We start from the raw sequence: 11,930 nt of genomic DNA on the forward strand, positions 1-11,930 counted from the left end.
CATCCTACTTCACCCCCAGTGTTTTCAATGTATTTTGAAGCGGATCCCCTAGTATTTCTGGCATTACGCCAATTGCAATAATGCAGAAGATAAGTAGCAAAATCGGGACATACTCCCATCCGTGTATATCAGCTTTCGCTTCCCACTCTTTCTTACCGAATGTTACTTGCAGTGTTGCTCTTAATACGTATACAGCGGTTAAAATGATGCCAAGTACTCCGGCCGCAGCAATAACTGGCTCTCCTTGGAATAAACCGAGAAAGGCAAGAAATTCGCTAACAAATCCGGACATCCCCGGCAATCCAAGCGATGCCATTCCTCCCGCTAAGAAGAATCCGCTAAGTACCGGTACACTTTTTGCAAGTCCGCCAAGTGCTGTAATATCCGACGTTCCAAAGCGCTGTTCTATAACACCAAGTAAAAAAAAGAGTAAAGCTGCAATTAAACCGTGCGAAACAACTTGGAATAGAGCGCCTTGTGTACCTGGTGCATTTAACGCCCCAAGGCCCATTAATACAATACCCATATGTGAAATACTAGAGTAAGCAAGCACCTTCCGGAAGTCCGTTTGAATGAGCGCCAAGAAGGCTCCGTACAATAAATTGATGACTCCTAAAATCGCAATGAGCGTTGCAACCTCGCGAAAGTATTCCGGGAATAGTCCCTGTCCGAAGCGGATTATACCGTATGCTCCAATCTTCAGTAAAACACCTGCATGAAGCATAACAACAGCCGGATGTGCTTCAATATGTACATTGACCATCCAGCGATGTAACGGGAAAACGGGTAGTTTAATTGCAAAAGCGATCATTATACTAAGAAACAAGCCGAACTGTAAGCTACTTGAGACAGCCATTCCTCCGCCAGTACCTACACTCGTTAATATTTCTTTAAGCTCTGTAATATTGGTTGTACCTGTTTTCGCAAATAAAACCGAGAAAACGATAAGCAAAATAGCGGAGCCAATACCGTTATATATTAAATAACTATAAGCAGCCTTTTCACTCGACAATTTCCCCCACTTCCCAATTAATAAAAACATCGGTGGCAATGTAATTTCAAAGAAGATAAAGAACAACATTAAATTTTGAGCAGCGAAGACACCGAGCATCCCTATTTCTAACGTGAGTAACAGCATATAAAATGCTTTCAAGTTTCTTTTAATCGTAAATGCTGCAATTGCTGCAAGCATCGCTAGAAGGGCCGTCAGTACCATCATAACGAGCGATAAACCATCAATACCAAGCTCATAATAAATGGAAAACCACCTTTTATCCACCGCTGCAAAATCCCCAAATTTAATCCATTTCACTTTTTCATCAAATAGAGACAAACTCTTTCCAGAAGCATATGTACAAGCGAGGACGATAGCCATTCCGAATGGAAGCACCGTTCCAAATAAACCGAGCGCTCGCACTGTACGCGATTCTTTTTTCGGTGTTAATGTAAGTAAGAGAATTCCTAAAAGCGGGGAAAAAATGAAGAACGTTAATAACAAATCATTCATCGTAAATCCCCTCCCGTATAGAGCAAAATAATGAAGAGTACTGCAAGTGAAACAGCTGTTACAGTCCCGTACACTTGTACATTTCCGTTTTGGAGTCTAGAGCCAATTGCACTTATCCCTTTCACTAAACTCCCTATTAAAACGGCAATTCCTTCGACTACATACACTTCAAATAGGCGAAGCACATGAGCGATTCCTTTCGTAATAGGAAGCACCGTCATATTGTATAGTTCATCCACATAATATTTTTCTTTCAAAAGTTTATAAAGAGGCGAGTCCTCACCACCAGCCCAATCTCTAGCAATAGATTTCTTGCCATATATGACATATGCAAGAGCAATCCCTGTCAAAGAAACGAGCGTCGCAACAATCATAATCCAAACTGGTCCGTGCGCCTCTCGCACTTTAAACGCTACATCTTTCGTAAGCCAATCCCCGAGAAACGTTCCAAACCACGGTGTATTTATATAACCTGCCACTACTGCAAGGACGCCAAGGACGATCATCGGATACGTCATAATGCGGGGCGATTCATGCACATCTTCCTTCGTCTTCGCCTCTCCAGTAAAGACAAGGAAGTATAAGCGGAACATGTAAAATGCTGTTAAAAACGCTGCAATTACTGCTAATATGAATAAAACGTAATTGCCGTTCATCCAAGCCGCTGCTAAAATTTCATCTTTACTAAAGAAGCCAGAAAGGAGTGGCACACCACTAATTGCAAGTGTACCGATTAAAAATAGTGCACCTGTTACTTTCATCTTCTTCTGTAAACCGCCCATTTTATTAATGTTTTGCGTATGCACTGCATGAATGACACTTCCTGCTGCCAAAAATAGTAGCGCTTTAAAAAAAGCGTGTGTCGTTAAATGGAACACACCAGCTACATAACCGGCAGATCCGAGTGCAAGCATCATATACCCGAGCTGGCTAACTGTAGAATAAGCAAGTACTCTCTTTATATCCGTTTGTACAAGACCGATGGAAGCTGCAAAGATTGCAGTGAAGGCTCCAACAATTGCTACCGTCTGCATCGCCACCGCACTTGCTGAAAATAACGGAAACATCGTTGCCACTAAATATACGCCAGCTGCGACCATCGTCGCCGCATGAATAAGTGCCGAAACAGGCGTCGGTCCTTCCATCGCATCCGGTAACCACGTATGAAGCGGGAACTGACCTGATTTCCCCATTGCACCAATAAAAATTAATATCGCTGTTATTGTAATCATCGTAGGGGTAAGATCCCCAGTATGAATCGCTCTAAAAATTGCGTCATATTCAAAACTACCTGCATGCCAGAAAATTAAGATCATCCCAATAAATAAACCGGCATCGCCAATACGTGTCATAATAAAAGCTTTTTTCGCAGCAGCCTTCGCTTCTTCTTTAAAGAAATAAAAACCGATGAGTAAGAACGAACCAAGGCCGACTAACTCCCAAAATATATAAAGCTGTAATAAATTCGGTGATATAACAAGCCCGAGCATCGCAAATGTAAAGAGCCCTAAATAAGCATAAAAGGTTGGTAATCTTTCCTCACCTTTCATATAACCTTTCGAATACACATGTACAAGTAAACTCACAAGTGTAACGATAAACAGCATTAAAGCCCCTAATGCTGTCACTTCAAAGCCAAATGATATATCAATATCTCCAGCTCTAAGCCATACCCACTTATGCTTCACTGGTACTGTCGAAAATCTTTCTATTAATACAAGTACCGCAAATATAAAGGAGAGAAAGACGAAAAAAATACTAAGTACACTGCTTCCTTCTCTAATTTTCTTCCCGAATATAATTAATACCAAAAACGAAACAAGCGGGAAAAGCGGTATGAGCCATGCATAATCGATCATTGTTTCCTTCCCCCTTTTCGGTCACAATGTTATCCTTTAAGCGTATCCATTTCATCTACATGAACTGTCGTACGATTACGATATAAAGCAATTAAAATGGCGAGTCCTACCGCCGCCTCCGCTGCTGCTACGGCCATCGTAAACAGAGAGAAAATTTGCCCTGTTAAATTTGGGAACAAACCTAATTTACTAAACGCTACTAAATTTAAATTGGCTGCGTTCAGCATTAATTCAATACAAACTAATACAATTACTGTATTGCGCTTCGTTAAAGCTCCAAACAAACCGATGCAAAATAAAATAATCGCAAGCGTTAAATACGCAGAAGCAGGAACGCTACTCATTGGAATCCTCCTCTTTCTCATCCTTCTTCGCAAGAATAATTGCGCCAACAAGTGCTACAAGTAAAATAACTGAGGTTAGCTCAAATGGAATAATATATTTTGAATAGAGAAGTGTACCGATTTGAAGTGTGTTTTTTTCATGGAGAGGTAAACTTCCTTGTGTGTTTTCATTTGCAAAATCAATATTGTTAACAGCGAAATACATAACTGCCCCAAATGCTACAACCGCAAAGAAGATAATCCATTTTCGAAGAGTAAGACGTGATTCATTTTCTGCGTTATGTTTCGTTAACATAATGCCAAAAATCATAATAATTGTGATCGCACCCGAGTAAAGTAAAATTTGTGCAACCCCGATAAATTCAGCTGATAAAAGAAAGTACAAACCTGCAATGCTGAGAAATGTCAGAACGAGAGCTAGCATCATATGCATGACTTTCGTTACATTCAACATAAGAATGCCGCCGATAATTGCAGACAAGGATAGTATAAAGAATGCTATAAACTCGCCATTCATGCTTTATTCTCCTTCCTGACGTTTTCGTCGTTTTCATCAAGCCACTGCAAATTTTTGAATAAGTCATCCCGTGAATATTCCGCGAGTTCAAAGTTATTTGTCATAACGATCGCTTCTGTCGGACAAACTTCTGTACATAAATCACAAAGAATACAAATTTCAAAATTAATATCGTACGTGTCGATAATTTTTCCTTTTTTCGTAGGATCCGGATGTTTTTTCCCCGTTAACTGAATACAGTCTGTCGGACAAATATTGGAGCACTGGTTACAAACAATACACTTTTCTGGATAAAATTTTTGAATCCCTCGAAACCGGTCTGGCAATGGCAACGGTTGATTCGGATAATCATACGTCACTTTCTTTTTACTCAAATTGCTTAATGTATATTTTAGCCCTTTAAATAGTCCTTTCATCTCTTACTGGCACCCCCCTCATAGATTAGAAGAATAACTCCTTAATCAATGCCGTTAAGAAAATATTTGCAAGTGCAATTGGCAATAATACTTTCCAGCCAAACTCCATTAACTGGTCACCTCTTATACGTGGAAACGTAACGCGGAACCAAATTAATAGAAAGACTACACTGCTAAACTTTAAAGCAAACCATACGGCACCTGGGATGAATCCAAGGAACATAACTGGATTCCATCCGCCTAAAAAGAGCACAGTAATTAAGGATGCCATCCCGAAGAAATATACGTACTCTGAAAGCATGAAAAACGCCCAGCGAAACCCTGAGTATTCCGTATGATATCCAGAAACAAGTTCCGATTCTGCTTCTGGTAAATCAAACGGCGTCCTATTTAACTCTGCTACCGCCGCGATTAAAAATACGACGAAACCGATTGGTTGCACGAAAATGTACCAAACATTTTCCTGCGCTGCTACGATTTCATTTAAATTTAGGCTACCCGCTAACAAAACGATCCCGATTACACTCATTACGAGCGGAATTTCATAAGAAATCATTTGCGCCGCCGCACGCATCCCCCCTAAAAGGGAATATTTATTATTCGATGCCCATCCTCCGGTTACGACGCCAATCGTCGTAATGCCAGAAACAGCAATGTAATACAGTAAGCCTACGCCAATATCTGCGAACTGAAATTTATCAGTAAACGGGATGACTGCAAGCACCATAAATGCCGGCGCAAATGCAATGACAGGTGCTAATATAAACAACGGTTTATCTGCCGCTTTCGGAATACTATCTTCTTTCAGTAGTAGTTTCAAAACATCGGCTACTGTTTGCAGTAAACCGAACCGGCCCCCAACTTGGTTTGGGCCAATCCGTCCTTGCATAAAACCCATCACTTTCCGTTCTGCCAAAATACCATATGTAACGAAGCCAAGGACTGCAAATAATAAAAGCACCGCTAATCCGAAAAAAATGAAGAAATTCGTCCAGCTTGAAGGTGATTGTAAGAGCGTTTCAATCATTAGCCATCAACCTCCCCAAGTACAATATCAACTCCGCCTAAAATCGTAATTAAATTGGCGATGTTTTCACCTTTCAATAACTTCGGTAAAATTTGCAAATTGTAAAAAGACGGCCTGCGAAACTTCAAGCGGTACGGCTCTTTCTTTCCGTCACTCGCAATATAGCAACCAATCTCTCCTCGCGGCGACTCTATACGGACGAATGCTTCCCCTTTAGGAACCTTAATAATCTTCGGTACTTTCGCAAGTACTGCTCCTTCTTTCGGGAATTGCTGGACAGCTTGCTCGACAATTTTTAACGACTCCTCAATTTCCTTCATGCGGCAAACGTAGCGATCCCAAGCATCCCCCACGCTCCCAACAGGAATATCGAAATCAAAACGGTCGTAAATGGAGTACGGTTCATCCTTGCGAAGATCCCAATTTACTCCGGTGCACCGCAAATTCGCTCCGCTTAAAGAATACGAAATTGCATCTTCTTCGCTATATATGCCAACGCCTTTTACACGATTTAAGAAAATCTCATTGCCACTAACGAGATCATGGTAACCCGTCAATTGCTCTCTCATATACGGAACAAATTCTTCCACTTTTTCAATCCAACCGTCCGGCGCATCCCACTTTACACCGCCGACTCTCATATAGTTAAAAGTAAGCCGCGCACCGCATAATTCGTTTAATAAATTAATAATCATCTCTCGCTCACGGAACGCGTATAAAAACGGGCTGACCGCTCCTATATCGAGAAGATTTGTCCCCCACCAAACGAGATGACTCGCAATCCTTCCAAGTTCCATTGCAAGTACTCGCAAGTATTCAGCTCGCTCTGGGATTTCAAGCCCCATCATCGTCTCTACAGCGTGGCAAATGACGTAATTATTCGTCATAGCCGATAAATAGTCCATCCGATCTGTATAAGGGATAATTTGCGTATACTGTAAGCTCTCTGCGATCTTTTCGGTCCCGCGATGCAAATATCCAATAACCGGTGTAGCTTCTTTAATAATTTCCCCGTCAATTTTAATAACAAGCCTGAACACACCGTGTGTACTCGGATGCTGAGGACCTACATTCAAAAGCATTTCTTCCGTACGGATCATTTAGCTACACCTCCACATCATACGGTTCATAATCTTTTCTAAGCGGATGTCCTATCCAATCATCGGGCATTAAAATACGCGATAAATTCGGATGTCCCTTAAATACAATGCCGAGCAAATCATACGCTTCCCGCTCTGGCCAGTCTGCCCCTTTCCAAAGCGCTGTCACCGATTCTACTTGCGGCGCTTCCCTATCCAGCTTCACCTTTACCGCTACTGACTGTTTCTTTCCATATGAAAATAAATGAACATACACTTCCATATGTGTCACAAAATCCGTCGCATGTAACTCTGACATATAATCAAATGCAAGTGCCTCATGGGATCGCAGTAACTCCATTACTTCATAATATTTTGAGGGCTCCACTACAAGAGTTGGTACATCTTTGGAAAGTTTATTAATGTAGCAATCTACTAAAGCATCCTCTCCTACTTTTCCCTTAATAACTTCAACATACTGATTTAAATACGGTTGATTCACGGATGGCTCTTCCTGCTTCGCTTCCTCTTCCTCCTTACCTTCAGCACCCTTCATCTTCGCCCTTGCAGCCGCTGCCGCTTTTGCCTTCGCTGCTGCAATTGCCTTCGCCTTTTCATCTCCCGAATCCCCATCACCTTGCGAAGCTTTCTGCTTTGCTAGCGCCGCTGCTTTTGCCTTTGCGGCCGCCACAGCCTTCGCTTTCGCCTTGGCCTTTTCCTCTTCCGTCACTTCTTCTGTTCCTTCTCTTTTTTGCTTCGCTAACGCCGCCGCTTTCGCTTTTGCGGCTGCTGCTGCCTTCGCCTTTGCTTTGGCCTTTTCTTCTTCTGTTACTTCTTCCATTCCTTCTCTTTTTTGCTTCGCTAACGCCGCCGCTTTCGCTTTTGCGGCTGCTGCTGCCTTCGCCTTTGCTTTGGCCTTTTCCTCTTCCGGCACTTTTTCTATTCCTTCTCTTTTTTGCTTCGCTAGCGCCGCCGCTTTCGCTTTTGCGGCTGCTGCTGCCTTCGCCTTTGCTTTGGCCTTTTCTTCTTCCGTTACCTCTTCTGTTTCTTCCCTTTTTTGCTTCGCTAACGCCGCTGCTTTTGCTTTTGCGGCCGCTGCTGCACGACGTTTCGCTTCTTCCAAATTCATCCCATCATTTTTTGGTAGCGCTTTCTCTTTTTCTTGATTTTCTTCTTCAAGTTTACTTATTTCTACATCATGTTTCGCAACGAGACGCTTTCTCGCCTCTTCTTTCGCACGCCTAGCCGCTTCTCTTTTCAAATCCTCTAAATCTTTGTTTGGATCACTCATTTATTCGTCACCTGCTTCCCAGTCTTTGCCTCGTAACGAATTTTTTCTTTTAATTTATTAATGCCATAAATTAAAGCAGCGGGATTTGGTGGGCAACCAGGGATATACACGTCAACCGGTACAATTTGATCTACACCTTTTACAACAGCATATGAATTTACATACGGGCCCCCTGCTGTCGCACAAGATCCCATTGCAATAACCCATTTTGGTTCAGGCATTTGATCATATAAGCGCCGAACAATAGGAGCCATCTTCTTCGTTACCGTTCCCGATACAATCATAACGTCCGATTGCCTTGGTGAAGTCCGAAAAAATGACCCAAATCGATCTAAATCATAATGTGATGAACCTACTCCCATCATTTCAATTGCGCAACATGCCAGTCCGAATGTCATTGGCCATAAAGAATTACTTCGCGCCCATCCCTTCAACTGTTCCAATGTAGAAAAAAAGATATTTCGTTCTAATTCCGCTCGCTCATTTGGATGTAATTCCTCAAAATTTATAACCATTGTAACACCTTCTTTTTCCAAGCATACGCTAACCCAACTAGCAACATTACAACAAAGATGAGCATTTCAATCAATGCAAATAAACCGAGCTTGTCATATGCAACAGCCCATGGATATAAAAATAAAGTTTCTACATCAAAGATGACAAACAATAAAGCAAAAATATAGTAACGAGCATGAAACCGAATATTTGCATCATGAAAAGGCTCAATCCCACTCTCATACGTCGTCGCTTTCGCTGCACTTGGTTTATTTGGGCGCAGCATCCTTCCTAATGTAAGAGCCACTACCGGAAGCAATATGCCTAATAGCAAGAAAATCAAAACGATCATATAACTATTTTCATATACACTTGCCATTGTGAAACCCTCCCCCCTAAATTAAGAACAAGTTCACTTAGTAAACAATATGTCCTAGTTGCAGTAATTATTATTTTTAAATTTTTCTAAATAATGCAACTATTTTAATCATTATAGCAAACTTCAAATTCCTATGTCGATATGTTGGGGACAGAAACGAGAATTATTAAAATCTATTTTTATAACTGGCTATACCTGTGCAAAATAAGTATAGAAACTATAAAAAATAAAAAGAGGAATTTATATGTATATACCGTGGGTGAGATAAATGAAAAAACAAACACATGTAAGCATTCTTATAAGCATTATATTGTTATCTATAATGATTCATTACGTGACAATGCCTTTTCTATATGAATACTCATTTCCTTTTCAAATATTAATTGGTATGAGTACATTATTCATTGATATTATCGCTTGTAGTTATATACTTTATTTTTCAAACTTGAAAGAAGGGTTACCTCGTTTATTTTGGACCATTTTATGTGTTGGAACCCTCTCTTATTTCATTGGTGATATCGTAGTTGCCTATCAACGTTTAATTTTAAAGGACTACTATACATTCGTTGATCCGTCTGATTTTTTTTATCTACTTTTTTTAATTAGCTTTGCATTTGCCTTTCTATATGAAATCATTTATAACCGAGATTTATTAGAAAAGCTTTTTATGATATGTGATATTTGCATTATTGTTACAGCACAGTTCACTTTAAGTTACTACTTACTTATTGAACGAACCATTCACGTTTCTTCAACATCCTATATCGACATATTTGTTCAACTTACCTATCCAATGACCGATTTACTCTTTTTTCTCATAGGAATTAACCTTTTATTCAAACCACTCTCCTTATTACCGAAAAAAGTTGGCGCGCTCCTTGGTAGTGCTTTAATTTTGTATGCGACTACAGATGCGATTTATGCTTATATCAAATACTTCACACCCGAATATTCTATGTTTACAATTACTCCTCTCTATCAAGTAACTTTAGTGCTAGTAGCAATCGCCTGTATTCTTCATACAAAAGAACCTGAAAGACAAGAACAAGTGCTATTAACACCTAAACTTGGGGAATCGATCAGATTATCATTACCTTATATTTCTGTCGTAATGCTTATTGTTTTCATATTAGTCGAATATGTTTTCGCGCCTATTGTAGTAATTGGGCTTATGATAACTTTCTCCTTCGTTCTCATACGCCATAGTTTAGTTCGAAAACAAAATAAAATATTATTATTAGCCCAAATGCAATTCAACTCAGAACTCGAAAAACAAATTGAACTGCGTACAGAAGATTTAGTAGAACAAAAAAATGAACTATATCATAACCAACAAATGTTTAAATCTTTATACGAGCATCATCCAGATCCAATCTTCACATTAGATTTATACGGTAATTTTCTTAAAGTGAATAACGCTGGTACGACTTTACTCGGTTATCAAACGAATGAATTATTAAATCAGCCTTACTATTCACTTACGTATGAAGAAGATTTGGAAGAAATCATTAATGCCTTTCATCGCGTAAAAAAGGGGAAATCTATTTCTTTAGAAATACGGGCATATCATAAAAATAGAGATATTTACTACTTGCATGTGACAGCTGTTCCTATCTTTTTAAAGGATCATATTTCTGGAGTGTATTTAATGATTAAAGATATTACGGAAAGCAAACAACAACAAGAACAAATTAACTTTCTAGCATATCATGATACACTAACAGAGCTTGCAAATCGACGTGCATTTCATCAATATGTAGAACAAGCAATTGCGCGATCCAAAATATCAAAAATGCCTTTTGCTGTTATGTTTCTTGACCTAGATCGCTTTAAAGTTATTAACGATACCCTCGGTCATAGGGTAGGAGACCTTCTATTAATTGCAGTAGCAAAAAGACTCGAAAGTATAGCGACACCAAATATGAAGCTTGCCCGATTAGCTGGAGATGAGTTCACAATCCTTATCGAAAATTATAAAAAGAGGCCAGATGTAAAAAAAATAGCTGATACAATTGTAGCAGCCATGAACGAACCATTCGAAATTGAAAATCAACATTTACAAATCTCACCGAGCATCGGGATAGCAATATACCCTGAAGCAGGTGAAGATCCATTATCGATTTTACAGCATGCTGATATGGCCATGTACGAAGCAAAAAATAAAGGGAAAAATGGTAGCTCTCTGTACACGAAAGAATTGTATAAAAAAATGGAACGAAAAGCTCGAATTGAAAAAGATTTACCACTCGCTTTAGTAAACGAAGAATTTTATCTCGTCCATCAACCACAAATTGATATTACGAAGAAAAAGATCATTGGTGCCGAAGCATTGCTACGCTGGAAACACCCACTCCTTGGTGACATTCCACCATGTGAGTTCATTCCAATTGTAGAGGAGACTCCTCAAGTCATTCCACTTGGTCATTGGGTATTAAATGAATCTTGTCGTCAGCTAAAAATATGGCATACTTTTGGCTACAAAGATTTAAAAATAAGTGTTAACTTATCAGCTAAAGAGTTCCAGCAAAATAATTTAATCGAGAACATTTTACAAATAATAACAGACGTTAAAGTCGATCCAAAAGATGTAACACTTGAATTAACAGAACGAATTGCAATGATCGATGAAAAGGAAACGTTATCCAAGCTAAAACAATTAAAGGAATATGGTATTCAAACGTCCATCGATGACTTCGGAACCGGCTATTCTTCTCTTGCTTATTTATCCATTTTCCCTATTGATACATTAAAAGTACCGAGAGAATTTACACAACTCGCCGATCATCGCCCTGAAGAAAGGGCCATCGTTTCCACTATCCTTTCTCTTGCAAATACGTTAAACCTATCTGTCGTTGCTGAAGGAATTGAAACAGAAAAACAACTTAAGTTTCTACAAAAGAACAACTGTAAATATATGCAAGGTTACTATTTCAGTAAACCACTTACTAGTCATCAATTTATAAAATTTCTACAAAAAACCCCCAGTATGAATCAATAACTCATACTGGGGGTTTTA

The 11,930-nt window shown here is 39.6% G+C and carries 11 protein-coding genes; 1 reads left to right on the forward strand and 10 read right to left on the reverse strand.

Annotation, left to right across the window (positions count from 1 at the left end; translation table 11 throughout):
* Positions 1 to 4: 4 nt before the first annotated feature.
* The 10 genes from ACTFSI_RS11255 to nuoA are packed head-to-tail and all read right to left on the reverse strand — an operon-like array spanning position 5 to position 8,914.
* Positions 5 to 1,507 carry an NADH-quinone oxidoreductase subunit M gene (locus ACTFSI_RS11255; protein ID WP_139896260.1) on the reverse strand — a complete coding sequence of 501 codons (1,503 nt, stop codon included), beginning with the start codon at positions 1,505 to 1,507 and terminating at the stop codon, positions 5 to 7.
* Positions 1,504 to 3,366, reverse strand: coding sequence for an NADH-quinone oxidoreductase subunit L (nuoL, locus tag ACTFSI_RS11260; RefSeq protein WP_440045404.1), 1,863 nt, complete (start codon positions 3,364 to 3,366; stop codon positions 1,504 to 1,506). The genes ACTFSI_RS11255 and nuoL overlap by 4 nt, the downstream gene beginning before the upstream one ends.
* Before the next feature lie 29 nt (positions 3,367 to 3,395).
* Positions 3,396 to 3,710: an NADH-quinone oxidoreductase subunit NuoK gene (nuoK, locus tag ACTFSI_RS11265; RefSeq protein ID WP_000100078.1), complete on the reverse strand. Its 315-nt coding sequence runs from the start codon at positions 3,708 to 3,710 to the stop codon at positions 3,396 to 3,398.
* The gene (locus ACTFSI_RS11270; RefSeq protein ID WP_277616509.1) at positions 3,703 to 4,227 is read right to left on the reverse strand and encodes an NADH-quinone oxidoreductase subunit J; all 525 of its coding nucleotides are present in this window, start codon (positions 4,225 to 4,227) and stop codon (positions 3,703 to 3,705) included. The genes nuoK and ACTFSI_RS11270 overlap by 8 nt, the downstream gene beginning before the upstream one ends.
* A complete protein-coding gene (gene nuoI, locus ACTFSI_RS11275) occupies positions 4,224 to 4,643 on the reverse strand; it encodes an NADH-quinone oxidoreductase subunit NuoI (protein ID WP_000677191.1) in 420 nt (139 codons plus the stop codon). Before nuoI ends, ACTFSI_RS11270 begins: the two co-directional genes overlap by 4 nt.
* Before the next feature lie 25 nt (positions 4,644 to 4,668).
* Positions 4,669 to 5,670 carry an NADH-quinone oxidoreductase subunit NuoH gene (nuoH, locus tag ACTFSI_RS11280; RefSeq protein WP_000573430.1) on the reverse strand — a complete coding sequence of 334 codons (1,002 nt, stop codon included), beginning with the start codon at positions 5,668 to 5,670 and terminating at the stop codon, positions 4,669 to 4,671.
* A complete protein-coding gene (gene nuoD / locus ACTFSI_RS11285) occupies positions 5,670 to 6,770 on the reverse strand; it encodes an NADH-quinone oxidoreductase subunit NuoD (RefSeq protein WP_000621452.1) in 1,101 nt (366 codons plus the stop codon). Before nuoD ends, nuoH begins: the two co-directional genes overlap by 1 nt.
* Before the next feature lie 4 nt (positions 6,771 to 6,774).
* Positions 6,775 to 8,040, reverse strand: coding sequence for an NADH-quinone oxidoreductase subunit C (locus tag ACTFSI_RS11290; protein WP_440045405.1), 1,266 nt, complete (start codon positions 8,038 to 8,040; stop codon positions 6,775 to 6,777).
* The gene (gene nuoB / locus ACTFSI_RS11295; RefSeq protein WP_000236331.1) at positions 8,037 to 8,555 is read right to left on the reverse strand and encodes an NADH-quinone oxidoreductase subunit NuoB; all 519 of its coding nucleotides are present in this window, start codon (positions 8,553 to 8,555) and stop codon (positions 8,037 to 8,039) included. The genes ACTFSI_RS11290 and nuoB overlap by 4 nt, the downstream gene beginning before the upstream one ends.
* Positions 8,546 to 8,914, reverse strand: coding sequence for an NADH-quinone oxidoreductase subunit NuoA (nuoA, locus tag ACTFSI_RS11300; RefSeq protein ID WP_000179273.1), 369 nt, complete (start codon positions 8,912 to 8,914; stop codon positions 8,546 to 8,548). The genes nuoB and nuoA overlap by 10 nt, the downstream gene beginning before the upstream one ends.
* 268 nt (positions 8,915 to 9,182) lie before the next feature.
* Here nuoA and ACTFSI_RS11305 point away from each other — a divergent pair, with 268 nt between their 5' ends.
* A complete protein-coding gene (locus ACTFSI_RS11305; RefSeq protein WP_440045406.1) occupies positions 9,183 to 11,912 on the forward strand; it encodes a putative bifunctional diguanylate cyclase/phosphodiesterase in 2,730 nt (909 codons plus the stop codon).
* Positions 11,913 to 11,930 lie beyond the last annotated feature (18 nt).

It is taken from the genome of Bacillus cereus group sp. MYBK101-2 (assembly GCF_051918845.1).
GTDB classification, from domain to species: domain Bacteria; phylum Bacillota; class Bacilli; order Bacillales; family Bacillaceae_G; genus Bacillus_A; species Bacillus_A paranthracis.

Bases quoted from the DNA above. Each gene is read 5' to 3' on its own strand.
- ACTFSI_RS11255 (WP_139896260.1), bottom strand. From the start codon at position 1,507: ATGAATGATTTGTTATTAACGTTCTTCATTTTTTCCCCGCTTTTAGGA.
- nuoL (WP_440045404.1), bottom strand. From the start codon at position 3,366: ATGATCGATTATGCATGGCTCATACCGCTTTTCCCGCTTGTTTCGTTT.
- nuoK (WP_000100078.1), bottom strand. From the start codon at position 3,710: ATGAGTAGCGTTCCTGCTTCTGCGTATTTAACGCTTGCGATTATTTTA.
- ACTFSI_RS11270 (WP_277616509.1), bottom strand. From the start codon at position 4,227: ATGAATGGCGAGTTTATAGCATTCTTTATACTATCCTTGTCTGCAATT.
- nuoI (WP_000677191.1), bottom strand. From the start codon at position 4,643: ATGAAAGGACTATTTAAAGGGCTAAAATATACATTAAGCAATTTGAGT.
- nuoH (WP_000573430.1), bottom strand. From the start codon at position 5,670: ATGATTGAAACGCTCTTACAATCACCTTCAAGCTGGACGAATTTCTTC.
- nuoD (WP_000621452.1), bottom strand. From the start codon at position 6,770: ATGATCCGTACGGAAGAAATGCTTTTGAATGTAGGTCCTCAGCATCCG.
- ACTFSI_RS11290 (WP_440045405.1), bottom strand. From the start codon at position 8,040: ATGAGTGATCCAAACAAAGATTTAGAGGATTTGAAAAGAGAAGCGGCT.
- nuoB (WP_000236331.1), bottom strand. From the start codon at position 8,555: ATGGTTATAAATTTTGAGGAATTACATCCAAATGAGCGAGCGGAATTA.
- nuoA (WP_000179273.1), bottom strand. From the start codon at position 8,914: ATGGCAAGTGTATATGAAAATAGTTATATGATCGTTTTGATTTTCTTG.
- ACTFSI_RS11305 (WP_440045406.1), top strand. From the start codon at position 9,183: ATGAAAAAACAAACACATGTAAGCATTCTTATAAGCATTATATTGTTA.